This is a genomic window from Limnobacter humi (assembly GCF_024518835.1).
Lineage (GTDB): Bacteria > Pseudomonadota > Gammaproteobacteria > Burkholderiales > Burkholderiaceae_B > Limnobacter > Limnobacter humi.
The window spans coordinates 594,379-619,916 of record NZ_JANIGO010000001.1; the positions used below are offsets into that span (position 1 = coordinate 594,379).

The 25,538-nt window shown below is 57.3% G+C and carries 26 protein-coding genes and 1 pseudogene; 14 read left to right on the top strand and 13 right to left on the bottom strand.

Annotated features, from left to right (window positions below):
• Positions 1-23 precede the first annotated feature (23 nt).
• Genes NQT62_RS02885 through NQT62_RS02895 form a run of 3 tightly spaced genes read right to left on the bottom strand, consistent with a single transcriptional unit; the run spans position 24 to position 2,356 of the window.
• Positions 24-1,058, bottom strand: a complete 1,035-nt coding sequence (locus NQT62_RS02885) for a septal ring lytic transglycosylase RlpA family protein (protein WP_306173514.1) — start codon at positions 1,056-1,058, stop codon at positions 24-26.
• 56 nt (positions 1,059-1,114) lie between these two features.
• Positions 1,115-1,753, bottom strand: a complete 639-nt coding sequence (locus NQT62_RS02890; RefSeq protein ID WP_256763062.1) for a thiol:disulfide interchange protein DsbA/DsbL — start codon at positions 1,751-1,753, stop codon at positions 1,115-1,117.
• A gap of 6 nt (positions 1,754-1,759) precedes the next feature.
• The gene (locus tag NQT62_RS02895) at positions 1,760-2,356 is read right to left on the bottom strand and encodes an SPOR domain-containing protein (protein ID WP_256763063.1); all 597 of its coding nucleotides are present in this window, start codon (positions 2,354-2,356) and stop codon (positions 1,760-1,762) included.
• 134 nt (positions 2,357-2,490) lie between these two features.
• On the opposite strand from NQT62_RS02895, the gene ilvA reads away from it, so the two are divergent.
• Positions 2,491-4,011 (top strand): threonine ammonia-lyase, biosynthetic, encoded by a 1,521-nt coding sequence (gene ilvA / locus NQT62_RS02900; protein ID WP_256763066.1) that lies wholly within the window; start codon positions 2,491-2,493, stop codon positions 4,009-4,011.
• Between the two features lie 48 nt (positions 4,012-4,059).
• Here ilvA and ttcA read toward each other — a convergent pair.
• From ttcA to NQT62_RS02915, 3 genes and pseudogenes are all read right to left on the bottom strand, one after another.
• Positions 4,060-4,914: pseudogene (gene ttcA / locus NQT62_RS02905) on the bottom strand (tRNA 2-thiocytidine(32) synthetase TtcA); the annotation flags it as partial.
• A gap of 73 nt (positions 4,915-4,987) precedes the next feature.
• On the bottom strand, positions 4,988-5,386 hold the full coding sequence (locus NQT62_RS02910; protein WP_256763067.1) for a dihydroneopterin aldolase: 399 nt from the start codon (positions 5,384-5,386) through the stop codon (positions 4,988-4,990).
• Complete coding sequence (locus tag NQT62_RS02915; RefSeq protein WP_256763531.1) at positions 5,383-6,147, bottom strand: SDR family oxidoreductase; 765 nt, start codon at positions 6,145-6,147, stop codon at positions 5,383-5,385. Before NQT62_RS02915 ends, NQT62_RS02910 begins: the two co-directional genes overlap by 4 nt.
• A 150-nt stretch (positions 6,148-6,297) precedes the next feature.
• Here NQT62_RS02915 and NQT62_RS02920 point away from each other — a divergent pair, with 150 nt between their 5' ends.
• The gene (locus NQT62_RS02920; protein ID WP_256763069.1) at positions 6,298-7,350 is read left to right on the top strand and encodes a class I SAM-dependent methyltransferase; all 1,053 of its coding nucleotides are present in this window, start codon (positions 6,298-6,300) and stop codon (positions 7,348-7,350) included.
• Between the two features lie 35 nt (positions 7,351-7,385).
• On the opposite strand, the gene NQT62_RS02925 is transcribed toward NQT62_RS02920, so the two are convergent.
• Genes NQT62_RS02925 through NQT62_RS02935 form a run of 3 tightly spaced genes read right to left on the bottom strand, consistent with a single transcriptional unit; the run spans position 7,386 to position 9,690 of the window.
• Positions 7,386-8,126, bottom strand: a complete 741-nt coding sequence (locus NQT62_RS02925) for a hypothetical protein (RefSeq protein ID WP_256763070.1) — start codon at positions 8,124-8,126, stop codon at positions 7,386-7,388.
• Entirely contained in the window at positions 8,123-8,923 is an 801-nt protein-coding gene (locus tag NQT62_RS02930; protein ID WP_256763071.1) for a type III pantothenate kinase, read from the bottom strand. Before NQT62_RS02930 ends, NQT62_RS02925 begins: the two co-directional genes overlap by 4 nt.
• The gene (locus tag NQT62_RS02935; protein WP_256763072.1) at positions 8,920-9,690 is read right to left on the bottom strand and encodes a biotin--[acetyl-CoA-carboxylase] ligase; all 771 of its coding nucleotides are present in this window, start codon (positions 9,688-9,690) and stop codon (positions 8,920-8,922) included. Before NQT62_RS02935 ends, NQT62_RS02930 begins: the two co-directional genes overlap by 4 nt.
• 78 nt (positions 9,691-9,768) lie before the next feature.
• Here NQT62_RS02935 and NQT62_RS02940 point away from each other — a divergent pair, with 78 nt between their 5' ends.
• The 5 genes from NQT62_RS02940 to NQT62_RS02960 all read left to right on the top strand — a co-directional run bounded on the left by NQT62_RS02940 (position 9,769) and on the right by NQT62_RS02960 (position 13,445).
• The gene (locus tag NQT62_RS02940) at positions 9,769-10,914 is read left to right on the top strand and encodes a VanZ family protein (RefSeq protein WP_256763073.1); all 1,146 of its coding nucleotides are present in this window, start codon (positions 9,769-9,771) and stop codon (positions 10,912-10,914) included.
• Between the two features lie 35 nt (positions 10,915-10,949).
• The gene (locus tag NQT62_RS02945; RefSeq protein ID WP_256763074.1) at positions 10,950-11,261 is read left to right on the top strand and encodes a (2Fe-2S) ferredoxin domain-containing protein; all 312 of its coding nucleotides are present in this window, start codon (positions 10,950-10,952) and stop codon (positions 11,259-11,261) included.
• The gene (locus tag NQT62_RS02950; protein WP_256763075.1) at positions 11,258-11,896 is read left to right on the top strand and encodes an alpha/beta hydrolase; all 639 of its coding nucleotides are present in this window, start codon (positions 11,258-11,260) and stop codon (positions 11,894-11,896) included. Before NQT62_RS02945 ends, NQT62_RS02950 begins: the two co-directional genes overlap by 4 nt.
• 67 nt (positions 11,897-11,963) lie before the next feature.
• The gene (locus tag NQT62_RS02955) at positions 11,964-13,145 is read left to right on the top strand and encodes a D-alanyl-D-alanine carboxypeptidase family protein (protein WP_256763076.1); all 1,182 of its coding nucleotides are present in this window, start codon (positions 11,964-11,966) and stop codon (positions 13,143-13,145) included.
• Between the two features lie 15 nt (positions 13,146-13,160).
• The gene (locus NQT62_RS02960; protein WP_306173515.1) at positions 13,161-13,445 is read left to right on the top strand and encodes an HP0495 family protein; all 285 of its coding nucleotides are present in this window, start codon (positions 13,161-13,163) and stop codon (positions 13,443-13,445) included.
• Between the two features lie 430 nt (positions 13,446-13,875).
• Here the strand turns inward: NQT62_RS02960 and pyrE are convergent, their stop codons facing one another.
• Positions 13,876-14,562 (bottom strand): orotate phosphoribosyltransferase, encoded by a 687-nt coding sequence (pyrE, locus tag NQT62_RS02965; protein WP_256763077.1) that lies wholly within the window; start codon positions 14,560-14,562, stop codon positions 13,876-13,878.
• Positions 14,563-14,595: 33 nt separating this feature from the next.
• Between pyrE and NQT62_RS02970 the strand changes: the two genes are divergently transcribed.
• On the top strand, positions 14,596-15,378 hold the full coding sequence (locus tag NQT62_RS02970) for an exodeoxyribonuclease III (protein ID WP_256763078.1): 783 nt from the start codon (positions 14,596-14,598) through the stop codon (positions 15,376-15,378).
• A 15-nt stretch (positions 15,379-15,393) separates the two neighbouring features.
• Here the strand turns inward: NQT62_RS02970 and gatB are convergent, their stop codons facing one another.
• The 3 genes from gatB to gatC form a co-directional block, all read right to left on the bottom strand.
• The gene (gene gatB, locus NQT62_RS02975; protein WP_256763079.1) at positions 15,394-16,833 is read right to left on the bottom strand and encodes an Asp-tRNA(Asn)/Glu-tRNA(Gln) amidotransferase subunit GatB; all 1,440 of its coding nucleotides are present in this window, start codon (positions 16,831-16,833) and stop codon (positions 15,394-15,396) included.
• Between the two features lie 12 nt (positions 16,834-16,845).
• Complete coding sequence (gene gatA / locus NQT62_RS02980; RefSeq protein ID WP_256763080.1) at positions 16,846-18,339, bottom strand: Asp-tRNA(Asn)/Glu-tRNA(Gln) amidotransferase subunit GatA; 1,494 nt, start codon at positions 18,337-18,339, stop codon at positions 16,846-16,848.
• Between the two features lie 120 nt (positions 18,340-18,459).
• A complete protein-coding gene (gatC, locus tag NQT62_RS02985; protein WP_256763081.1) occupies positions 18,460-18,759 on the bottom strand; it encodes an Asp-tRNA(Asn)/Glu-tRNA(Gln) amidotransferase subunit GatC in 300 nt (99 codons plus the stop codon).
• A 220-nt stretch (positions 18,760-18,979) separates the two neighbouring features.
• Between gatC and NQT62_RS02990 the strand changes: the two genes are divergently transcribed.
• The 6 genes from NQT62_RS02990 (at position 18,980) to NQT62_RS03015 (ending at position 25,526) form a co-directional block, all read left to right on the top strand.
• Complete coding sequence (locus NQT62_RS02990) at positions 18,980-20,023, top strand: rod shape-determining protein (RefSeq protein ID WP_256763082.1); 1,044 nt, start codon at positions 18,980-18,982, stop codon at positions 20,021-20,023.
• 139 nt (positions 20,024-20,162) lie between these two features.
• Positions 20,163-21,128: a rod shape-determining protein MreC gene (gene mreC, locus NQT62_RS02995; protein WP_256763083.1), complete on the top strand. Its 966-nt coding sequence runs from the start codon at positions 20,163-20,165 to the stop codon at positions 21,126-21,128.
• The gene (mreD, locus tag NQT62_RS03000) at positions 21,118-21,642 is read left to right on the top strand and encodes a rod shape-determining protein MreD (protein ID WP_256763084.1); all 525 of its coding nucleotides are present in this window, start codon (positions 21,118-21,120) and stop codon (positions 21,640-21,642) included. Before mreC ends, mreD begins: the two co-directional genes overlap by 11 nt.
• Positions 21,639-23,555 carry a penicillin-binding protein 2 gene (mrdA, locus tag NQT62_RS03005; RefSeq protein WP_256763085.1) on the top strand — a complete coding sequence of 639 codons (1,917 nt, stop codon included), beginning with the start codon at positions 21,639-21,641 and terminating at the stop codon, positions 23,553-23,555. The genes mreD and mrdA overlap by 4 nt, the downstream gene beginning before the upstream one ends.
• Complete coding sequence (gene rodA / locus NQT62_RS03010; RefSeq protein WP_256763086.1) at positions 23,533-24,666, top strand: rod shape-determining protein RodA; 1,134 nt, start codon at positions 23,533-23,535, stop codon at positions 24,664-24,666. The genes mrdA and rodA overlap by 23 nt, the downstream gene beginning before the upstream one ends.
• Positions 24,666-25,526 (top strand): NUDIX domain-containing protein, encoded by an 861-nt coding sequence (locus tag NQT62_RS03015; RefSeq protein WP_256763087.1) that lies wholly within the window; start codon positions 24,666-24,668, stop codon positions 25,524-25,526. Before rodA ends, NQT62_RS03015 begins: the two co-directional genes overlap by 1 nt.
• Positions 25,527-25,538: the final 12 nt, after the last annotated feature.

A 25,538-nucleotide genomic window follows, 5' to 3' on the forward strand; every position in this document is an offset into this window, starting at 1 on the left:
CGATTGGAAGGACTTGGGGATGCTCAAGGCAAAATCAAGTCCTGCTTGATCACTGGTTTGACTTCAATGGCTGCGCTTAACTGGATGGCTGCCTCATTGGCCTGGTCCAGCGATGAAAAAGGCCCCAACAGAACGCGGTGCAAACCCGATTCAGACAAGATACGACCGCTGGCCGACGCATTGGCACCCGACGCGCTGACACGGCTCAGCAGGCTCTCAGCCGAGGCCCGACTGCCAAAAGCCCCCACTTGCAAATACACAGGCCGACCGAGCGGTGCAGTTGATGGGTTGGGTTTGGCTGCAGCGACTGTTTGTATTGCAAGGTCTGGATCGGCAGTGATCGATGGACTGGGCCCTTGGCCAGACTGGGCAATTTTTCCGGAGGCCAGGTCTGCCTTGTAGGCGGCAATATCGGTTGGGGTCAGCTTTTCAACCAACACCTCGGCGCTGCCATGGCGAATGTAATCGAGTTTGTAGGCGGCTGCGTAGCTCAAATCGATCACGCGGTTGCGCAAAAAAGGGCCGCGGTCATTCACACGCACAATCACCCAGCGACCGTTGGACAAATTGGTGACCTTGGCATAGCTGGGCAACGGCAAGGTGGGGTGTGCAGCGGTCATCTGGTGCATGTCGTAAATTTCACCGGTGGCTGTTCGCGCGCCATGGAATTTCTTGCCATACCAACTGGCCCGCCCCCGTGCTTTGTAGGGCTCCTCCAGCGTTGTTTGAGGATAAAAGGTTTGACCCAAGGCTTCGTACGGCTTGGTTTTGGCAACCAGAATGGGTTCAACCTGAGGGTCTGCCATGGGCAAATCAGCCAAATTGCTGGGACGCCAGTCTGCAGGACCATCGTCCAGGTAATAGCCGCCGCCCTTGGGAGCCGGCTCCCAGCCTTTTGGAGGGGTGCTACTGGCACCTTGCGCAGTGGGCGTATTTTTGGCCGTTGGGGTGGGCTTGAGCGATACAGTGGAACACGCTGACAAACACAACACCACCACAGACATCGCGATGCCCGCTGACCCGCGGAAAGGCGCTGAGTACACACTTGCAACCTGCATAAAACCCCCTCCTGTCATGTATTGGATCGGCATGCCGAGAGGGCGCAGATCCTGACTCAGCCCTGGCGCGCGCGCTTGATCAACAGATCAGCCACGCGAAGGGCGTTTTCTTCCGTTCCGGCAATGGACGCCGAGGTCATGAACTTGCCATCAATGCCCAGTGTGGGCACGCCGTCGGGGCCATAGGCCTCCATCAGGCTGGTGGCCTTGGCGCATTTGGTGCTGACAGCAAACGACTTGTACATATTCGCAAACTCTTCACGGTTCAAGCCAATACTGACCGCGAAATCGAAAATCTGGTTGTCATTGGCGAGCGGATTTTTATCCTTGTGCATGGCATCAAACACCTTGGCATGGGCTGCCGGCATTTTGCCCAGCGCTTCCAAGGTGAAGTACAGCTTCTGGTGGCCTTCAAAGTTGACGCGGTTGCTGGGCCAACGCACTGGTACCTTCATGAAGTGAACATCACCCGGCAATTTTTTGATCCATTCATTCAATGCTGGCTCAAAATGAAAGCAGTGCGGACAGCCGTACCAAAAAAATTCGACCACGTCGATTTTTCCGGGGGTGGAGCGCGGCACGTCGCGCTTGGTTTTGACAAAAGCTCCGGCTTCCTGAGCCTGCGCCTGGGGCAAACCCAGCACAGCCAATGAGCCAGCCAGCAGGGCGCCTTTTACCACTTCACGGCGTTTCATTTTTGTTTACTCCTTCACAACGGTGGCCTCAAATCCACCTTTGGTCAATGGCACCCGGGCCTGGTAGGCTTCGGTGGCTGAGCTGAAAGGCCCCACTCGAACGCGGTTCACGGTGGTGCCGTTGACTTCACCCACTGAAATTTCAGACTCTGAACCGACGAAAGCCAACTTGGCCCGCAGTTGTTCAGCGTCTTCTCGGTTTTTGAAACTTCCCAATTGCAGGAAGTATTGCGTTTGAGCCACTGGTTGGGAAGAAGTTGCACTGATGGCACCAGCAGGTGCCGATGGTGCAGCCGCTTTGGGTTGATCGGGGTCCACTGTAACCATTTGTGCGCTGTTGGCGTTGGCCCGGCCATAAATGGCCGCATTCGGATCGCGGGTGCTGCCGTTGTCGGGCAAGGCCGGTTTTGCATCCGCGCCCTGTGTGCTACTGCCTGAAAAGGGCAACTCGGTGCGGGTGACAAACAGCGCCACGCCCAAGGCGATCAGCAGGCCAAACACCATGCCAAATACAAAGGCTTGAACCGTGTTGCCGGACGAGGAGCGACGGGCTTTGGTTTTGGATGCCGGGCTGCCCGGTTTGGCGGATGACGTCTTGGCCATGCGATGAGAACCTGTGCTTGTGAGAAGATCCCGAGAATTATGCCCCAAGAATTGGCTCACGAGGATCGTGGCTTAGGGCCTCAGGCATTAAACTTCAACACTGGATTGGACTGAATACCCCTCACAGGTGCCTCGTGGGTCTTGATTACTTGAAACGCATATTAACCGCCAAAGTGTACGACGTGGCCATCGAAACGCCGCTGGAGCCTGCGCATGCACTGTCGGTGCGCACCGGGAACCGCGTTTTGCTGAAACGCGAAGACATGCAGGAGGTGTTCAGTTTCAAATTACGGGGCGCCTACAACAAAATGGCACACTTAAGCCCCATGCAATTGGAACGGGGGGTGATTGCGGCATCGGCGGGTAACCATGCGCAGGGTGTTGCATTGTCAGCCTCCCGCCTGAAGTGCCCGGCCACGATTGTGATGCCCACCACCACACCGGCGGTGAAGATTGATGCAGTGAAGCGATTCGGCGGCGATTGGGTTCAGGTGGTGCTGCATGGCGACAGTTACAGCGACTCGGCCACTCACGCCTTCGCACTGGCTGACGAACAAGCCCTCACCTTTGTGCACCCATTTGATGACCCTGATGTGATTGCGGGCCAAGGCACCGTGGGCATGGAGATTTTGCGGCAACACCAAGCCCCCATCCACGCGATTTTTATTGCGATTGGCGGCGGCGGCCTGGCTGCCGGCGTGGGGGCGTATGTCAAACAGTTGCGCCCCGACGTCAAGGTGATTGGTGTTCAGACGGTGGACTCGGATGCCATGGCACAGAGCCTGGAACAGCAACAACGCGTGACCTTGAATGAGGTGGGGCTGTTCTCGGATGGCACAGCTGTGAAACTGGTGGGTGAGGAAACGTTCCGCCTATGCCAGCAATACCTGGATGGCGTGGTGCGTGTAACCACCGATGAAACCTGCGCAGCCATCAAGGATGTGTTTCAGGACACCCGCAGCATTCTGGAACCCGCTGGCGCTTTGGCCGTGGCTGGCTTGAAACAATATGCAGCAACGATGGGCCTTCAGGCGCAGACGCTGATTGCCATTTCCTGTGGCGCGAACATGAACTTTGACCGCCTTCGTTTTGTGGCTGAGCGCGCTGAAGTGGGTGAACAACGGGAAGCGGTATTTGCCGTGACCATTCCTGAAGAACGTGGCAGCTTCCGAAAGTTTTGTGATCTGCTGGGACCGCGCAATGTCACCGAATTCAACTATCGCATGGCCGACTCGAAACAGGCGAACATTTTCGTGGGCGTGCAGGTGGGCAACCGTGCGCAAGCTGATGAGCTTCAAGCCCGATTCAATGACAACGGTTTCCAGGCCCTGAACTTGACCGATGATGAAATGGCCAAGCTGCACTTGCGACACATGGTGGGCGGACGGTCTGCTTCAGCAGAACATGAACTGGTGTACCGGTTTGAATTTCCGGAACGTCCGGGTGCATTGACCCGCTTCTTGAATAGCTTGAACCCTGGCTGGAACATCAGCCTGTTTCACTATCGCAACCATGGTGCGGATTATGGCCGTATTTTGGTGGGCATCCAGGTGCCGCCAGTTGACCATGCGGAGTTCGAGAAGTTTTTGGAGACCTTGGGCTACCCGGCGGTGAACGAGACCAACAACCCGGCGTACAAGCTGTTTTTGAGGTGAGAAGCGCAGTGTGGCCAAGCCTACGCCACACACGGCGTGAATGACACCTCAGCAAGCATCATCCGAATCAAACGCAATATCCCCTTCCGCACCGAATTGCGGCTTGGGGTCTCCAGGCTTGATGGTCTCGAACGGAAACAGCTTTCGATCCATCAAATGTGAGGGAACCACGGTGGACAGTGACGTGAAAAGATTGGCAATCCAGCGAGGATTGTGCTTTTCCCACTGGGCCAATAACTGGGCCATTTCTTTGCGCTTGAGATTTTCCTGACTGCCACACAGATTGCACGGAATAATGGGGAATTGACGTTCCTCCGCATAGCGAGCCAGGTCACGCTCGCGGCAATAGGCCAGCGGGCGGATCACTGTGTGTTCACCGTTGTCGCTCACCAACTTGGGCGGCATTCCCTTGATGCGTCCACCATAAAACAGGTTGAGCAACAAAGTCTGCAGAATGTCGTCCTTGTGATGACCCAGCGCGATCTTGTTGCAACCCAGCTCTTTGGCCACGCGGTACAAAATGCCACGGCGCAAGCGCGAACAGAGGGAGCAGGTGGTTTTTCCTTCGGGAATGACGCGCTTCACAATCGAGTAGGTGTCCTGCTCTTCAATGTGAAACGGCACGTTGATGGTGCGCAAATAATTGGGCAGCACTTCTTCCGGAAAACCGGGCTGTTTCTGGTCCAGGTTGACGGCGATGATCTCAAAATCGATGGGGGCACGCTGGCGCAACAGCAACAGGATATCGAGCAATCCGTAACTGTCTTTACCGCCTGACAAACACACCATGACCTTGTCACCCGACTGAATCATGTTGAAGTCGCCAATGGCTTCACCGACGTTTTTGACCAGGCGCTTTTGCAGCTTGTTGAACTCAAAGGCCTCTTTTTGCTCTTCGCGGGTGGGGAAAAACTGCAGGGTTTGTTCGGCAAACGGCGTCATGGCATTACTCAAGATTCAAATTCAATAAGGACATTCAGTCAGCCGATTTGAAGCGGAACACTTCAACCCCGGCCGACTCGCAATCAGGATAGACCTCGGATTTCTCGGCGCGCACACGCGCGGCCACCACCTTCGGGTGCGCCAATACCAGGTCCAGGGTTTTGTCGACCAGCCGCTCCAGCAAACCGATGTGCCCAGCCTGAATGAGCTTGTGAATACCTGGGCGCACAAAGTCATAGTCCACCACATCGGCCAGCATGTCCCGGTCCGACGGTGTGGAAGCGCATTTCACCCAGAAGTCGATATTGATGCGCACGGCCTGCGTACGCCCCAATTCCTGGGGGAACACGCCAATGGCTGCGGACACGTCAAAGTCGCGAATGAAAACGCGCCGGCAATCGGCCAAACGGGGATCAAAAAACCAGTCAGTCATGGGTTCATCAAACTAAAGTCGCGGGCCATGGGCACCAGATGTTGACCACCGTCCACCCACACGGCACTGCCCGTGATGGCAGGACTTTGCACCAGAAACAGGACTGTTCGGGCAATGTCCTGCGGCTCACTGGACTTGTTCAGTGGCGAAATACTGTGCGTTTTTTCAAACTGCTCCGGGGACTGCAAATGGGAAATGAGTGTGAGACCCGGCGCAACGCCCACCACCCGAACACGCGGTGCCAGCTCCATGGCCAACAGCGTGGTGGCCGTCTCCAGCCCAGCCTTGGTCAGGGTATAGCTAAAAAAATCAGGATTCAAATTTTTGAGTTTTTGATCCAGCAAGTTGACGACCACCCCTTGCTCGCCAGCGGGCACTGCCGAGTGCAAGCGTTTGGCCAATTGGATGGGCGCCGACAGGTTGCTGGCCATGTGGCGATTGAACAGGACTGGATCGAACTGCTGACAGGAATCGAACTCGAACAAAGACGCATTGTTAACCACGCAGCGCACCCGTCCTGAGGCTTCAGCCGCGTCAAACAAAGCGTCCACCTCGGCAGTAACTTCCAGATCCGCCTGCACGGGAATACAGGGCACACCCACGGCGCGAATGTCCTGTGCAGTGGCCATGGCTTCCGCTTCCGAACTGCGGTAATGCAAAACAATGCCCCACCCGGCCTGTGCCAGCGCCAAGGCGATGGCTCGCCCCAAGCGTTTGGCACCGCCAGTTACCAGCGCGAATTCGGGTGTTGCATGCTGCATCGAGTAAAATCCAATCTTCACCAGCGCCCAACGAACCCATGTCCGAAGGGCATCACCAAGGCTTTGTTTTTCAAAGAAGAACCCGTGATTGTAAACCACTCCAGCCCCCTGCTGTCGAATTTTGTCCAGCCGGTTCGGTTTGACCATTTCATGCAACAGGCCCTGTATCACCCATTGCATGGTTATTACGCCCGCGGACAACAGGTGTTTGGCGCAGCGGGTGATTTTGTGACATCCCCGGAGTTGACTGCGTTGTTCGGCGAAACCTTGGCCAGGGGCTTGATGCCACTGCTGGAACGCTGCCCACCCAGAATCATCGAATTTGGGGCGGGGCGGGGGAAACTCGCATTGGATATCGTGAGCATGGCCGATGATCGACTGCGGGAGTATTGGATTGTCGAAGTCTCTGGCGGATTAAAAAGCGTGCAGCAAAGCACGCTGGCGGCTTTGCCCACCCACCTGCGACAAAAGGTGCGCTGGCTGGACCAGTTGCCCGATCGGCTGGAAGGCATTGTTCTGGGCAATGAAGTGCTGGATGCCACCCCAGTGCGACGCTTTCGCTGGCAGCCCACGGGCGTTGAGGAGGCGTATGTTCAAACCGTCGGCGACCATCTGGAATGGCGGTGGCTGGCCGCCGACGAACGCCTTCGCATTCACGTGACAGGGCTGCACGCCCTGTATGGCCCCTGGCCAGCCGGATATACATCGGAATGGGCCGAGCAAAGCGATGCCTTGGTACGCACACTCACAGACAGTTTGCATGGGGTGGTGGTGCAGATTGATTATGGTTACCACGAAGCCCTGTACTATGCGCCACACCGCAGCGATGGCACCTTGCGGGCCACACAGCGCCATGTGGCGCACAGCGACCTGCTTGCCAACCCGGGCGACCAGGACCTCACTGCCCATGTGAATTTCTCGGCGGCCTGGCGCGCCTTGGAGGACGCAGGAGGCACTTTGGAAGGCTATGTGACCCAAGCGGGACTGCTCATGGGCTTGGGCATTCTGGAATTGGCACAACAACAACCGGACTTGACAGACCCTGTGCGAGGCGGACATCTTCGGCAAGGCTTGAACTTGCTGCTGTCCGAAGCAGACATGGGGGAACAGTTCAAAGCATTGGTGTGGTCAAAGGGGGTTGAGCTGGATGAAAGCCTGCTCCAGCAGGCCTTGCTTCAGTACGACCGAAGCGGCCAGCTGTAAGAAACGTTGAGCCAGTTTGACGTGGCCCAAGGCACTTATGGTGCAGAGGGGACAGGACAGTCCTGCAAATCCCCTTTCGGATTGAGCTCGTACACACGCCGCAACGCACCTGCCTGGACAGCTGTGCCTCTCAACTCGAAATACACCCGTTTGGGCCCCAATCGTTCGCGGATTTCAACACCTGCCACGCCTTTGCCCACCAAATCAGCCTGCTGCTGACGCGCCCGAGTCAAATCACGAAATAAACCCAGTGATATGGTGCCCTGCATGGGCCCGGGCGCCGAGATGTAAAACATTTCGCGCACGCCTTTGGCAGCCAACTGCGACAGACCAAGCCCACGGTCGACCTCCGCCTTGGGCAAATACACGACATAACCAATTGGCATCTCCCGTTCGGTGCGGCGCGTTTGACCCGGCCAGGTTTTCAGTGCGTCGGCAATCCGATCCGCTTCATTCGGTACAAACGGCCCCCACAGACGGCAAACCTGCATGACGGGTACCAATTGGGGCGTTTGAGCAGCCGCCTCAATCGCGGAATCCAATTCACGCTGACTTTGGACCACGTCAATTTTGGGCTTGGGCGCTTTGGCGGCGGTCGGCGCCACGCTGATTTCCCAGGGTTTTTCAATCTGGACCCAGTCAGACCGCCAACCCGCGTCAACCAACGAGTCACCGGGAACTAACCACGATGACGCCCCCCAGGCCAACAGGCTCAGGTTAGCGGCGGTCAGTGCAATGAGCCACAGCGGCCCACGACGTTCTGGCTTGAGTATCATGACGACAAGTCCATAAAAGCCACGCACAGTCCGAGCAAAACAGCTTGAGGCAACACCCAGGCATCCACCAGCGCCCCGGCCAGCGCCTGAGCACCACCGCCTGACAATACACAGCAGGCCGGTTGCCCGGTGAAGTCCTGCAATTGGTGCAGACGTGTCTGAATGAAATCCACCTGCATCTGATAAACACCAGCACCGATGGCACTGGCGGTGTCAACTGGCCAATCCGCCTGTGCCAACGGCACCCGTGGCAACTGAGCGGTTTTGCTGTGCACACTGTCGAGCATGGTGTGTAGACCGGGCGTGATGTAGCCACCCAGGTGCAGCCACGGGTCCGAGGGATCGGAACCGGGCACCACCGCATCCACCGTGGTGGCAGTGCCCAGGCTGACACACAGGAGTGGGCGACGCTGCATGCGCTGTTGTGCCTGTTGTACAGCAGCCAGCATCAATGACCATCGGTCACGCCCCAACTGGCGGGGTGTGGCATACCGGGTTTTCAGGTCAGGGGTGTCGAGAACCTGAAGCACTCGCAAGGTCACACCGGCGTGATCACACGACTGCTGCACCCCATGCTCAAATGGCTCGCCAAGCACACTGCACAGCCACACCTCTTTCACGGGTGGCCCCATGTGCCGGGCCAATTGCGTCAAACGATCTGGTGCGGTGCTGTCCAGCCGCAGCACAGTCAAATCATCCGTCTGAATATCCTTTAGCCCGCGGTTTGAACGAACGAAAGACAACTTGACATGGGTGTTGCCCGCATCCACCAACAAGATATCCCTGGCTTGATTCATGCGGCCCTCCGGATGGACAGATCGCCCACCACCACCGATTTCAGACCGGCGTCGGTGTCGAGCAAATAAGCGCCGTCGTCCGCCAATCCCATACCGAGCCCTGTCAATAACGTACAACCACCATCCTGAACCAGCAACGGCTGCCCCAGCAAGGCATCGCGCTCTCGAAACAATGCTCGCAAAGTGGCCCATCCAGCCGGGGATGATGCGGCGTCAATGGCGGACAGAATGGCAGGCACCACACGCTCGGCCAGTTGACGGGCACTGGGCACCGCTTTGTCAGCTGGCCATGCTGACTTTAGCGCCACCGGCATCCAGGCACCACCGGGCAAGGCAGCAGGCGCGGCGGTGAGATTCAGTCCAAGACCCACAATAACCTGCATGCCATGTACGGTCGACACAGTCTCACACAGCAATCCTGCCAGTTTTCCGCCCAACAGCAACACATCATTGGGCCACTTCAACTGCGCGGTGATACCCACGGATGCCAAGGCTTGCGCAACCCCCACACCGGCGCACACAGGCCAATGGGGCATGGGTTGTGCAGTGTGCACCGGAAACCCCAGGGACAACAGCAAGGCAGAATCGGGCTGCGCCAACCATGAACGCCCAGCGCGCCCGCGGCCGCCGGTTTGTACCCGGGCCAGCACAGCCTGCACACCAGGCAAAGGGCGCTGGGAATAGGCCTGCAACAACCAGGTATTGGTGGAGTCGACCGACTCAAGTTCGGTCCAATGAATGTCGGCTTGGGTTAAGATCCCGGACATGGCGAGGCATCTGGTTTGCATCAACGGGGCCCTCATCATACCCTTGAGCTCAGCGGCCTCCAAACCAAAACCGTTCCCATGCCACCGATTCACGACAGCCTCAGTACTCGCAAGCCCTATCAGGGCCTGTTGATGTTTGCCGCGCTGTACACCTGCGTTGTGGTGCACCTCAGCCTGTACCCCTACGCCAATTGGCGAAGCATCGGGATTGGCCCATTTGAATTTTTGAGCGGCCCGTGGATTCCGATTTATCAAACCGTGCTGTGGACTGACATCGCCGTCAATGTGTTGGGCTATGTGCCACTGGGCTTTTTACTGATGGCCGCATTGAACCGGCGTCCATCGTCATGGGACAAAATACGAGTCTTGGGTCTGTGTGTGGCGTTGTCGTTTTCGCTGGAATCCCTGCAAACCTACCTCCCCACCCGAGTTCCATCCAAAATGGATTGGCTCACCAACGGCATCGGCGCAGCGTTGGGCATCATATTGGCGATGACCGTCAACGCGACCCCCGGCTTTGCAGCACGGTTGAACCATCGCATCGAGGGCTGGCTGATCCAACGTGCATGGCTGGGCATGATCACCCTCACCCTGTGGTTTTTGTGCATTCTGGCCCCCCAAAACCCGCCATTCAGCACCGGGCTGTGGCTGGGTAACCTCTTTGACGTGCCGGGCCCGCAACAAAACGGTACGCCGTTCGGTCTGCCCATGAATGTCATTTTGATGGTTGAACAAGCAGCGCCCAACTTCATCAATTACTGCACACTCACCTGTGCATGGCTGATCGGCCTTGCACAAACCCAGGCCGGCTCCCCTCGGTTGCGGCTCAGCCTGATTTTGATGTCGTTCACCCTGCTGCTGCGAGCCATGGATGCGCTGGTGGCCCAACCCGCCAATGCCTGGTGGTACCAAGCGGGTTTGTGGATGGAAGCCAATGGGTGGGGGTTGTTCACAGCCATCGCGGTGGTGATTGCCGTTGCCCGGTTAAAACTGGCTTCCCACCAATTGGCGCGTTTAAGCCTGTTGCACCTGTTGGCCGGCTGGCTCATCACCCTCTTGCTGCCTGGTGTTTACGACCCAGATCTGGACATACATGGTGCAGGTTTAGAAGGAATCTTCAGGGCGTTGCAAGAGGCCGGGCGCTGGATCAGCGAGCTCTGGCCGATTCTTGCTCTGACTGTTTTGGCCTTTCTCAGCAAGCCCGAGCGTCGATTTCGGCGATAATTTCACTTTGATTCACGCCATTGGGTGTGCTCGCCATGGGCTATTTCGACAAACATGTTTTTTTCTGCACCAACCAGCGGGACAACAATGAAAACTGTTGTGCCAACTGCAATGCGTCAGAAGTGCATGCCCACGCCAAAGCGCGCATCAAACAGCTGGGCTTGAACGGCGCCGGGAAAATCCGGATGAACAAGGCTGGTTGTCTGGATCGGTGCGAAGAAGGGCCCGTGTTGGTGGTCTATCCGGAAGGCGTTTGGTACACCTATGTAGACCAAACCGACATCGACGAAATCATCGACAGCCACCTGGTGGGTGGTCAGGTGGTGGACCGGTTGCGTTTGCCATGAACCCGAAAACACGCCATGAGATTTGGCAGGGCACCGCAGGGCCAATCGAAGTATCGATTGATGAACCAGCCGATGGCCTGAAGGGCCTTGCTGTGGTGGCTCACCCCCACCCACTGTTTGGCGGCACGAAAGACAACAAGGTGGTACAGACCCTGGCACGCGCATTTCTCCAGTTGGGTTACACCACCTTGCGATTCAATTTCCGTGGTGTGGGCCAAAGTGGGGGCATCCATGATCACGGACAAGGCGAAACCGACGATTTGGTGAACTTGCTGAACATGGCACGGTCTACCTTGCTGCCACTGCATTTGCAGCACAACGCTGTGGCACTGGCCGGTTTTTCATTTGGTGCATTCGTGGCCAGCCATGCAGCGCAGCGCCTGCGAGCGCAGGGTGTACCCATGGGTAAACTGGTCTTGGTGGGCACGGCCACCAGCCGTTTTCAAGTGGCCGATGTGCCCGCCGATACGCTGGTCATCCATGGTGAAACCGACGACACCGTCCCATTGAGCAGTGTGCTGGCATGGGCAAATACTCAGCAAGTGCCTGTGCTGGTGATGGCCGGCGTCGAGCATTTTTTTCACGGCAAGTTGCCTCAACTGAAAGACCTGGTGGTGCGTTACTACCCTGCCTGATCGTTCAACCGTTGTCCCTCGGTTGTTGAAGCCAAAGCCCAACCCACCCCATCAAGAGGAGCCTGTTTTGTTTAAGTCTGGATTGTCCCGTTTCACCCGCTGCCTCAGCCTGCTGGCTGTTTCTGCAAGCCTAGGCCTCAGTGGCCTGTCTGCCCAAGCGGGCGTCATGCCACCCTCGCCCGAAATCGGCGCCAAAGGCTACGTGCTGCTGGACTTGACCACCGGCCAGACCTTGGCTGACTTCAACAGCCACGAGCGCCTTGAACCCGCATCGCTGACCAAACTGATGACGGCCTACCTGGCTTTCGCCGCCATCGAAGCCAAACAGATCAAACCCGATCAAGTGGTGCCGATTTCCACCTACGCATGGAAAGCAGAGGGTTCTCGCATGTTTGTGGAACCCAACAAACCCGTGACGGTGGATGAACTGTTGAAAGGCGTGATCGTGCAATCGGGCAACGATGCTTCACGCGCGATTGCAGAGTTGCTGGCCGGTGATGAAGCCAACTTTGCAACACTGATGAACCGTGAAGCACAGCGCCTGGGCATGAAGGAAACCAGCTTCAAGAACGCCACAGGCTTGCCCGACCCGCAGCACTACACCACCGCCAATGACCTGGCCATTCTGGCCAAGCGGATCATTCTGGACTTCCCCGGCCACTACAAGCTGTATTCCACCAAGGAGTACACCTACAACGGCATACGCCAACCGAACCGCAACCGTTTGCTGTGGATCGACCCCTCCGTGGATGGCATGAAAACCGGTCACACCGAATCTGCGGGGTATTGCCTGATCAGCTCGGCCAACCGAAAACTGCCCAATGGCAGTGATCGCCGCCTGCTGGCTGTGGTGTTGGGCACGGCATCAGACCAAGCCCGTACGCAGGAAAGCCTGAAATTGCTCAACTATGGCTTTCAAATGTTCGACACGGTAAAACTGTATTCGGCCCGTCAACCGATTGCCACCAGCGTGGTGTACAAAGGGCAAGAAAAAGAGATCAAGCTGGGCGTTCCCAAAGACCTCCTGATCAATGTGCCCAAAGGGGCTGCTGCCAACCTGAAAGCCTCGGTTGAAAAGAAAGAAAGCCTGGTGGCCCCCATCAAGGCTGGCACCGTCTTGGGCAACCTCAAGCTGACGCTGGAGAATGAAACACTGGCCACCATCCCACTGCAGGCTTTGAGTACGGTGGATGAGGCTGGTTTCTTTGGTCGCATGGTGGACTCCGCCAAGATGTGGATCAACAACTAAGCGAATGGGTGTTGTATGAATGTCATTGGTTCAGACCCTGAAAAGAAAAGCCTGATTGAGTTCCCGTGCCACTTTCCCATCAAGGTGATGGGAAAGAACGTGCCGGAATTTGCGCAGGTAATTTGTGATTTGCTGATTGAAATCAACCCAGGGTTTGAACCGGCTGGTGTGAACATGCGGCCTAGCACCAAAGGCACGTACATCAGCCTGACTTGCAAGGTTCGGGTGGACAGCCAGGAGCAGCTGGATGACATTTACCGGGCTTTGTCGGGGCATGAATTGGTGTCGGTGGTGTTGTGATTTTTTGGGCTCATGATGTGAGCCTGATCTTATTTACTGCCCCCCAATAACACCAATAGCCCGGTCCTGTTCTTCACGCCCCCCCAGCAATACCGGCAGCCCGGTCCGAACGCCCCCCGAAAGGCAAAGGTTGACCCGAGCATGCCGGTGTTGCTGGGGGCTCGGTGCAGGCGGCCTGCGCGGTTCACCTCCCCTGCAGCGACAGTCAGGACAATCTGCAAAACCGTGACAAGCAGGCGCGGTGAACACAGCCTTCAGGCTGGCCCAGAGGTCGATCCCCGACCGCCTCTTTTGGAGGGTCGACCTCAGCGGTCGCGAGGCTCAGGTTTTGAAGCACAGATTGGCCGTCGCCAAGGGGTGTGACCGTGCGGGGCGCACAGCCATTCAATCAGAGGGATGCTTGCCAACAGCGGCGCCCAGCTTCAGCTTATTAAACCCCATACCGCGAGCGGTATTCCTTCACCTTCTCGTACCACCCCGCCAAGCGCACATTGGCCGACTGGGTTAACAAGTAGCGCAGCAAATCAGCAAGGTTGGCAATGGCAATCACGGGAATACCGTAATGCTGTTCGACTTCCTGCACTGCCGAGTGCTCTGTGTCGGTGCCGTCACGCACACCTTTTTCCATGCGGTCCAGCGCAATCAACACCGCCGCGGGCTCGGCACCGCTGGCGCGAATGATGTTGACGGACTCCCGAACGGAAGTCCCGGCAGAGATCACGTCATCAATAATGACAACCTTCCCTTCCAGCGGGGCGCCCACCAAGGTACCCCCCTCACCGTGGTCTTTGACTTCTTTGCGGTTGTAGGCAAAAGGCACGTCATGACCCAGGCGAGCCATTTCCATGCTGGTGCCAGCCACCAGCGGGATGCCTTTGTAGGCAGGGCCAAAAATCATGTCGAACTGAATGCCGCGCTCGGCAGCCTTCTGCATCAAGGTTTGTGCGTAGAATTCAGACAGGCGCTGTAGCGATGAACCCGTGTTGAACAAACCTGCATTGAAAAAATACGGCGACATGCGCCCAGCTTTGGTTTTGAATTCACCGAATCGAAGCACCTGCTTTTCAACGGCAAACTGAAGAAACTGGTCGGACAATGTTGATTGGGACTCGGCCACGGACAACCTCACACTTTCTAGATGCACTGCACAATGACACGCATTATCTCAGCAAATCTGAACGGAATCCGTTCTGCACACACAAAAGGTTTTTTCAACTGGATGGCTCAAAGCGGTGCCGATGTGGTGTGTGTCCAGGAAATCAAAGCCCACCTGTCAGACCTTAATGACGAGCACAAAGCGCCTGCCGGCTACACCGGCCATTTCATGGCAGCCGAGAAAAAGGGGTACAGCGGTGTGGGCCTGTACAGCCGAGTGGCTCCTCTAAACGTGGAATACGGTTTGGGCAACGCAGAATTTGATGCGGAAGGCCGCATGGTCACCGCTGAATTCGACAAACTCGTGGTCAGCTCCATCTACTTCCCATCGGGCAGCAGTGGAGAGGAACGGCAAGCCGCCAAATTTCGATTTTTGGACCATTTTCAGGGTGTTTTAGACCGTTTTGAACGAAGCAAAAAACCGGTGGTGCTGTGCGGCGACTGGAACATTGCCCACCGCGAAATTGATTTGAAAAACTGGAAAGGTAACCTGAAGAATTCAGGCTTTCTGCCTGAAGAACGCGCGTGGATTGGCGAGGTGATTGGCACTCGCAACTGGGTGGATACCTACCGCGAACTGCATCCAGAAGAGACCGATGGTTGCTACACCTGGTGGAGCAACCGTGGGCAAGCCTATGCCAAGAATGTGGGGTGGCGAATTGATTACCAGATGGCCAGCCCACACCTGAAAGGCAAAGTCAAAGCGGCCGGCGTCTACAAGGCTGAAAAATTTTCAGACCATGCGCCGCTGATTATCGACTACGATCATCCGCTTTAATCAAAAAGCACAGGCTCACGCCGTGAGCCTGGCTTTCAAGATATCGTTCACCTGCGCCGGGTTGGCTTTACCACGGGCGGCCCGCATCACTTGGCCCACCAGGAAGTTGAATGAGGCCTCTTTACCGGCCTTGTATTCAGCCACTGGCCCTGGGTGTGCCGCCAGCACCTCATCCACCATTTTTTCAACAGCGCCGCTGTCGGAAATTTGCTGCAGCCCCTCCCCCTTGATGCACGCATCCACGTCGCTGTATCGGCCTTCCCATAACGCGGCAAACACCTGCTTGGCTGTTTTGTTGTTCAGGGTGCCATCCGCAATGCGGGCCACCAGCGCAGCCAACTGAGCAGGCGCCATGGGTGCATCAGCAGGCGTCTTTTCATCCCGGTTCAGGCTGGCTGAAAATTCGCCCAACAACCAGTTGGCCACTGTCTTGGCCTTGTCTTGGCCGGCAGCGTTCACGGTGGCTTCAAAGTAGTCTGTCATTGCCCGGCTGGCTGTTAGGGTCACGGCGTCGTAGGTGGGTAAACCCAATTCGCTTTCATACCGCGCCTGCTTCTGACCTGGCAGCTCGGGCATGTCGCCCTTCACCCGCTCAATCCATTCGCGGGCAATGGTCAATGGTGGCAGGTCAGGATCGGGGAAATAGCGGTAATCCTCGGAATCTTCCTTGCTGCGCATGGACCGGGTTTCATTGCGGTCTGGGTCATACAGGCGGGTTTCCTGCTTGACCACCCCGCCGTCTTCGATGAGCTCAATTTGCCGCTGGACTTCATACACAATGGCGGCCTGCAAAAACTTGAAGCTGTTCAGGTTTTTGATTTCGCAACGGGTGCCAAATTTTTCTTGCCCTTTGGGACGCACCGACACGTTGGCATCACACCGGAAGCTACCTTCCTGCATGTTGCCATCGCAAATGCCCAACCAAGTGACCAGGGTGTGCAGGGCTTTGGCGTAGGCCACTGCCTCGTCGGCACTGCGCATGTCTGGCTCGGTCACAATTTCCAACAGGGGAGTGCCGGCACGGTTCAAGTCGATGCCCGATTGCCCTGCAAAATCTTCATGCAGGCTTTTCCCCGCATCTTCTTCCAGGTGTGCGCGGGTCAGCCGCACGGTTTTCATCTGGTCGCCCAGCAGAAAACTCACCGCCCCGCCTTGTACCACAGGGATTTCAAACTGGCTGATTTGGTAGCCTTTGGGCAGGTCGGGGTAAAAATAGTTTTTGCGGGCAAACACCGAGTGCTCAGCCACAGTGGCACCCACGGCCAAACCAAAGCGAATGGCGTGTTCGACCGCACCTTTGTTCATCACCGGTAGCACGCCGGGCAGGGCCAAATCCACCGCGCAGGCTTGCACGTTGGGCTCAGCACCAAACGCAATGCTGGCGCCCGAAAAAATTTTGGACTTGGTCATCAATTGGGCGTGGGTTTCAAGACCCACCACGATTTCCCATTGCATGTCGAAACTCCTTTAAACCGGGGTGCGAAGGTGCCAGTCGGTGGCCTGTTGGTAATGGTCGGCCAGGGCCAACAGTTCGCCTTCCTTGAAATAATTGCCGATCAACTGCAGGCCAACCGGACGATTTTTGGCGCCAAAACCCACTGGCACGCTCATGCCGGGCAAACCGGCCAAGCTGGTGCTCAGGGTATAGATGTCGGCCAAGTACATTTGCACCGGATCGGCATTCAATTCGCCGATGTTCCAGGCCACCGTGGGGCTCACAGGGCCGGCAATCACGTCGCATTGCTGGAAAGCGGCTTGAAAGTCCTGCGCGATAAGGCGTCGCACTTTTTGCGCTTGGAGGTAGTAGGCATCGTAATAGCCATGGGACAACACATAAGCCCCCACCATGATGCGGCGCTGCACTTCCAGGCCAAAGCCTTCGCTGCGCGAGTTCTCGTACATGGATTTGAGGTCGGTGTACTCGGCGGCGCGGTGACCATACCGCACACCATCAAAGCGAGACAGATTCGAGCTGGCCTCGGCGGGCGCAATCACGTAATAGGCAGGAATGGACAACTCGGTGCGTGGCAGGCTGATGTTCACCAACTGCGCGCCAAGGGCTTCCAGTTGCTTGAGCGCCTGATCAATGGGTGCGCGCACATCGGGGGCCAGGCCGTCGCCGAAAAACTCGGCTGGCAAGCCCACCCGGACACCAGCCAGCGGCTTCACAGCGTTGCCGTCGCGCAGTGGCTTGCCGAACAGGGCAGTAAAATCCTCGGGGCCGTTGGCAGCGGCCGGACGCTGCACACTGGTGCTGTCCTTGGCATCAAAACCCACCATGGCATTCAGTACCAGTGCGCAATCCCGCGCGTTGCGGGCCATGGGGCCGGCCTGGTCCAGGCTGGAGGCATAGGCAATCATGCCGTAACGGCTGCACGACCCGTACGTGGGCTTGATGCCGGTGATGCCACACAGCGATGCGGGCTGGCGAATGGAGCCGCCCGTGTCGGTGCCGGTGGCAAAGGGCACAGTGCCCGCGGCCACCGCCACGGCCGAACCACCTGACGAACCGCCAGGCACAGCCGAGGTATCCCAAGGGTTCAAACAGGGACCAAAAGCGCTTTTTTCGTTGGACGAGCCCATGGCGAATTCATCGCAGTTCAACTTGCCGATGTTCACGGCGCCAGCCTTGTTCAGACGGTCTACGACCTCGGCGTCAAAGGGGCTGACATACCCCTTGAGCATGTTGGACCCAGCAGTGCTGGGCCAACCCCGCGTGACGAAAATGTCTTTGTGCGCGGTGGGGATTCCCAACAAGGCGCCGGTTTCTCCAGCCGCCAAGCGAGCGTCGGCCGCTCTGGCCTGTTCCAGGGTGAGGTCGTCGCGAAGATTGATGAAGGCATTGAGCGCAATGTTCGCCCTGGCATCGGCCAAGGCTTGTTGAGCCAGCTCAGTGGCGCTGGCTCGCTTGCCGTCCAGCATGGCACGCAGCTCGGAAATTCCTTGGGGTTTGGAAGACATCAGGGTCACCAGAATTCGGAAATGGGTCGAATCAAAAAACAGTTCGTATCAATCGGGGCCAACCAGGCTTGCAAGGCCCTTGGGTCAACGCGATGGCAGTCAAGCCCGTTAGGGGGGTGGTTATTCAATCACCTTGGGCACGAGAAACAAGCCATCTTGGGCCGCAGGTGCATTGGCCATGTTGAACTCCCGCTGGTTGCCCTCGGTCACGACGTCCTCGCGAAGGCGAAGGGCAATGGGCTGAATCAGCGACAAGGGGTGCGACAAGGGCTCTATCCCGTCGGTGTTGGCGCTGGCCAAGCGATCGGCCAGTGCCATGATGTTGTTCAATTGCTGTTCCAGCGCCGGGGCCTGGTCGGCCTGCAGTTTGAGGCGAGCCAGGGCTGCAATCTTGGCGATTTGACCGGAATCAAGCGACATAAAAATCTCCGCGTCGAGGCAGGCCTGAACATCGCCTCTAAACGATGCAAAAGCCGCCGGGTGAAAGTCTTGGTTTAATCAAGAAGCATTATTTTATAGGTTATCATCAGGGATTACGCCAATTAAGAACTGAAGCATCACATTAATGGCGTCTCGGGACATCATAGAGCTCCGCGGGCTTGGCGGCTCTCCAACCACTCGTACAGGTTAAATTCACACCATGTTTGGCTTTCTTCGCAGCTATCTCTCCAACGATTTGGCCATTGACCTGGGCACGGCCAACACACTGATTTACGCCCGGACCAAAGGCATCGTGCTGGACGAGCCCTCCGTGGTGGCCATCCGCCAGGAAGGCGGCCCCAATGGCAAAAAAACCATCACGGCTGTAGGCCTTGAAGCCAAGCAGATGCTGGGCAAGGTGCCTGGCAACATTGAAGCCATTCGCCCCATGAAAGACGGGGTGATTGCTGACTTCACCGTCACTGAACAGATGCTCAAGCAGTTCATCAAGATGGTGCATGAAAGCCGTCTGTTCTCTCCAAGCCCACGCATCATCATTTGCGTGCCCTGTGGCTCCACCCAGGTTGAGCGCCGTGCCATTCGCGAAAGCGCACTGGGTGCCGGCGCATCCCAGGTGTACTTGATTGAAGAACCCATGGCTGCAGCCATCGGTGCGGGCTTGCCGGTGTCGGAAGCCTCTGGCTCCATGGTGGTTGACATCGGTGGTGGCACCACCGAGGTGGGCATCATTTCCTTAGGCGGCATGGTCTATGCCGGCAGCGTGCGCGTGGGTGGCGACAAATTCGATGAAGCCATCATCAGCTACATTCGCCGCAATTACGGCATGATGATTGGCGAGCCCACGGCTGAGGCCATCAAAAAGCAGATCGGCTCGGCCTTCCCCGGCTCTGAAGTCAAAGACATGGAAGTGACAGGCCGAAACCTGTCTGAAGGTATTCCTCGCCGTTTCACCATTTCGTCCAATGAAATTCTGGAAGCGCTGACCGAACCCCTGAACCAGATTGTGTCGGCCGTAAAATCCGCACTGGAGCAGACCCCCCCTGAATTGGGCGCCGACATCGCCGAACGCGGCATGATGCTAACCGGCGGCGGCGCTTTGCTGCGCGACCTGGACCGCCTGCTGATGGAAGAAACCGGCTTGCCCGTTCATGTGGCCGAAGACCCGCTGACCTGCGTGGTGCGAGGCTGTGGACTGGCGCTGGAACGCATGGACAAGCTGGGCACCATTTTCACCAGCGAATAACACAGCCCGAGGTTGGCCTGTTGGCCACCTTGGACCTGACCTGGACAGCCCGGTGATCGATCGGGTTGCCAGACGCAACACCCAAAGCCTGGCCTTGCGCCGGGCTTGCTCAATTATGGCCCTGGCCTGAAAGACGCCCATGGAGTACACACCACCGCCACTGTTCAAGCAAGGTCCGTCGGCCCGGGTGCGGCTGATGGCCTTCGTCACGCTGTCGGTGCTGCTGCTGTTTCTGGATGCACGCTATGGCGCCATGGAAGTGGTTCGCAAGGGGATGGGCACTGTACTCTACCCGCTTCAGCGGCTGGCAAGCCTGCCGGTTGAATTGTCCGAGGCGGGCATGGACTACCTCACCACACTGGACTCACTCAAGGCAGACAATGAACAATTAAAGCGGGACCGCCTGTTCAATCACCAACGGCTGCACGAACTGGAAACCCTTAAAGCAGAAAACCAGAAGCTGCGCAAATTGATGGGGGTGGGCTCAGTGCTGCAGGTCAAGCGCACCTTGCTGACCGAGGTGGTGAGCGATGCCAGCGATCCGTTTTCCAAGAAAATCGTGCTGAACAAGGGCCTGATTCAAGGCGTGAAGGAAGGCATGCCAGTGATTGACGAATTGGGTTTGGTTGGCCAGGTCACGCGCGCCTTCCCAAGTCGGGCTGAGGTGTCGCTCATCACCGACAAGGAACAGATCGTTCCTGTCGAGAGTTTGCGCAACGGTTTGCGCAGTGTGGCCTACGGTGGCGCTGAAGGCGGGATTCTGGAACTTCGCTTCCTGGCACCCAATGCCAATATTGAAAAAGGCGACCTGCTGGTCACCTCCGGCCTGGACGGCGTGTATCCGCGCGGCATTCCCGTGGCCCGAGTCAACAGCGTGGAGCGCAATGCCCGCTATGCGTTTGCCAGCGTGTACTGCCAACCGATTGCCGGGGTTGAAAGCCACCGGTTCATGCTGGTACTGGACACCGAAAAAACCCCGGAAACCGTGGACAGCAACAGCAAAGCCCCTGAGACCGGCAATACACGGGTAAACCCACCGCCACCGGCCAGCCATAGCCCCACCCATGTTCCCAGCAAACCTGCAGAGGTGAAAAATGGGCCTTAATGCCGCCAACAGCCCGGAAATCCTTCGTCCGGTGAACCCCTGGTTCATGGTTCTGTCGCTGTTTGTCGCCATGCTGCTGCGCTTCATCCCGGTCGATCGCGATTGGCTGATGCCCGACTTCCTCGCGCTGGTGCTGGTGTTCTGGAATATTCGGCAACCGCGCCGCATTGGCATTGGGGCGGCCTGGTGCTTTGGTGCCATCATGGATGTGCATTCATCCAGCGTGTTCGGTGAGCACGCCTTGGCCTACACCTTGCTGTCGTACTTCGCCATCACCATTCATCGGCGTGTCCTGTGGTTTTCGCCGCTGATGCAGGCTGCCCACATTTTCCCGCTGCTGCTGGCTGCACAAACAGTGACAGTGGTCATCCGCATGTTGTTCGGCGCCAACTTCCCGGGCCTGTGGATTTTTGCTGAAAGCTTGCTCACCGCTGCCCTGTGGCCATTGACCCAATTTGTGTTGATTGCGCCGCAGAAACTGCCGTTGAACAGGGATGAAGACCGGCCGATATGACTGAGTTCAACCATCCCGAGCAAATTCTCAAACAATTCCGGTTTCGCCTGTTTCTGGCCGGAATTTTTGTGGTGTGCCTGTTTGGTGTACTGGTGGTCCGCCTGTTGTGGCTGCAGGTCATCAGCTATGAAAAATACAAATCGATTGCAGAAGACAACCGCATCAGCATTGTGCCGGTGGTACCCAACCGCGGGCTGATTCTGGATCGCAATGGCGTGGTGATGGCCAACAACTATTCAGCGTACACGCTGGAAATCACACCCTCCAAGATCAAGAACCTGGACGAGATGCTCAATGAATTGTCCGACGTGGTGGACATCACCGCGCTGGACAAAAAACGCTTTAAAAAGCTGAAAGCCGAAACCAAGCGCTTTGAGTCCATCCCGATTCGCACGCGCCTGAGCGATGAAGAGGTGGCCCGGTTTGCTGTGCAGAGTTACCGGTTTCCGGGCGTTGAAATTCGCGCACGCCTGTTCCGTCAATACCCCCACGGCCCTTCGGCAGCACACCTGCTGGGCTACATCGGACGGATTTCCCAAAAAGACCAGGAACGCATTGAAGACCTGGATATGCAGGACAACTACCGCGGCACCACCTACATCGGCAAGGACGGCCTGGAAAAACGCTATGAGACCGAGCTGCATGGCCTGACAGGTTTTGAAGAGGTTGAAACCTCAGCGGGCGGACGGGCGGTACGGGTGCTGTCCAGGAAACCAGCCGTGCCCGGGCGCAACCTGATGCTATCGATCGACATTCGCTTGCAACAGGCAGCAGAGAAAGCCTTGGAAGGCCGACGCGGCGCCTTGGTGGCCATTGATCCAGCCACTGGAGACGTACTGGCTTTTGTGAGCGCACCCAGCTTCGATCCCAACCTGTTTGTGGAAGGCATTGATTTTGAAAACTGGAAGGCACTCAATGAAAGCCCCGACCGGCCTCTGTTGAACCGTCCGATTGCCGGTACCTACCCACCGGGCTCAACATTCAAGCCTTTCATGGCCATGGCGGCGCTGGAGAAAGGCTTTCGGACGTACGGGCAAGTGCTTCGTGACCCCGGCTTTTTTGACTACGGTGGCCGTCGTTTCATGGACGACAAAATTGGCGGCCACGGCGCTGTGGACATGTACAAGTCGATTGCAGACTCCTGCAACACCTACTATTACATGCTGGGCAGCGAGATGGGGATCGACAACATTTCCGACTTCATGGCGAAGTTTGGCTTCGGACAGCACAGCGGCATTGACCTGGACGGCGAGCGGATTGGCGTGCTGCCCTCCAAAGAATGGAAAGCCAAGACCTTCAAACGCCCGGAGCTAAAGCGCTGGTACAACGGTGAAACGGTGTCGGTGGCCATTGGGCAGGGTTACAACGCTTACACGCCCCTGCAACTGGCCCATGCAGTGGCCATGCTGTCCACAGGCGGACTGGATTCCAAACCGCGATTGGTGAAAGCCTTCCAGAACCCGGTCAATGGTGAAATTGAGGACCGCCCCATCGACAGTCAGCAGAGGCTGGATCTGAAGGCCAGCCATGTCGACAACATCAAGGCGGCCATGCGTGGCGTTGTGCTGGAGGGCACAGCGCGCGCGGTGTTTGCGCAATCCCGGTATGAAGTCGCCGGTAAAACAGGCACGGCCCAGGTGTTTGGCCTGAAAAAAGGTGAATCGTACAAAGACAAGGCGCAGGAAGAACGCTACCGTGATCACGGTTGGTTTATTGCCTTTTCACCATTGCAACGACCACGAATTGCACTGGCGGCCATTGTCGAGAACGCTGGATTTGGAAGCCAGTCGGCCGCACCGGTGGTCAAGGCGGTGCTGGACAAATTCTGGGAAATTGAAGGCATACCCAACCCCGTGATGCCTGCTGGCAAACCAGTGCCGCCCGTGACGGATGAGGAGCGCCAAGGTGAATAGATCGATTCAGCGTGAGCCCTTGTGGCCGAAAATCAAGCCCTACCTGTCCGTGTTTGATCCGGCATTGAGCATTGTGCTGCTGATCGTCATGCTGTTTGCTCTGGTGGTGCAATACAGTGCAGCCTACAATTTTGAAGGCCGCATGGCCGACCACCTGCGTAACTTCATGGTGGCCTTTTTGGTGATGTGGGCCACGGCCAACCTCAAGCCCCAGTTCATGATGCGGGTAGCACCGCCGCTGTACATTCTGGGGGTGATCCTTCTGATTGCCGTTGAACTGTTTGGTGACATTTCAAAGGGTGCGCAGCGGTGGTTGAACTTGGGCTTTGTGCGCATTCAACCCTCCGAGATCATGAAAATTGCCATGCCCTTGATGCTGGCCTGGTTCTTTCAGCAGCGGGAGAATGTGTCTGGTTGGCGAGAATTTGTGGTCGCCACGGTGTTGCTGGGTATCCCGGGTGTGCTCATTCTCAAGCAGCCTGACCTGGGCACAGCGATGCTGGTGTTTGCATCCGGTTTTTTTGTGATTTTCTTCGCTGGTCTGTCCTGGCGTGTGATGGGTGGCCTGCTGCTGGCATTTTTAGCCAGCCTGCCCGTGCTGTGGAACTTGATGCATGACTATCAGCGACAACGCGTGCTCACACTGATCGACCCCACACTGGACCCGCTGGGGAAAGGTTTTCACATCATTCAGTCCACCGTGGCCGTGGGCTCGGGCGGATTCACCGGCAAAGGTTTTTTGCAAGGCACCCAAACCCACCTTGAATTCATTCCAGAGCGCACCACCGACTTCATTTTCGCGGTATTGGCCGAAGAATTCGGACTGCTGGGTGCATTGGTGTTGTTGCTGCTCTACACCTGCCTGATTATCCGGGGGCTCACCATTGCCGCCAACGCACCCACCCTGTTTTCACGGTTGCTGGCTGGTGCCATCTCACTGATTTTCTTTGTGTATGGCTTTGTGAACATTGGCATGGTGAGCGGCATTCTGCCGGTGGTGGGTGTGCCGTTGCCCATGATGAGTTACGGCGGGACCGCCATGGTGACCCTGGGCATGGGGGCTGGTATTTTGATGAGCATCAACCACAACAAAAAGCTGGTGCAAACCTGATGGATGTGACCCGCGACTGGGCCTTGAATACCCTGGCCCCGGCATTTGCACCGTTTGCCAAGCGCTGGCGGGACGCCGACAGCCCGGAACAATCGCATTTCATTCCAGTCCGGATTACCCGCCCGGGCTCACCCGGTGAGCCTGCACAGGGCTGGATACACCGCGACCTCCTCAACACAATTGAAACCGCCCTGGCCCGGTTGGAGCTGTCATTTCGCCGGGAAGCGTCTGCGCTGCACCTGGAAGTACGCGGCGACAAAAAACCGCCCAACGATCTTCAAACACTGGCCGAGCACCTGCGGGCGCTCGGATTGTTGAAAGGCTGGCGCGGGGAAACCCAAGCCGTGCAAGCCAGCCGCGAAAACACCCTCATGCATGTGGAACGGGCCTTGTTCAAGGCACTGGGCCTGTGCAGCGAGGCCGTGCACGTGCATGTGGAAACCCACGACGGCCTGGTATGGCTGGGGGTACGGGCAGACCACAAGGCGGAAAACCCGGGCATGCTGGACAACCTCTGCGCGGGGGGCGTGTGCAATGGTGAAACACCGCAAGCCACCTTGTGGCGGGAATTGCAAGAAGAAACGGGATTGAGTGCACAGGATTTTGAACACATGGCCTGGGTGTACAACCCGAACACCCCGCTGCGCATGAATCGCCCGCTGCTGCACGGCGGATGGCATCAGGAATGGGTGCATGTGGTGCATGCTGTGCTGAAGCCGGGTGTGTGGCCGCGCAATCAGGACGGCGAAGTGAAGGCCTTCAACCTCCTGAGCCGGTTGGCTTGTACGCAGCAGGTGAATGACGGGCGGCTAACGCCCGATGCGGGGCTGTGCACCGCACTGGTCCTGTCCAAACAGTAAAGGAATCACGAA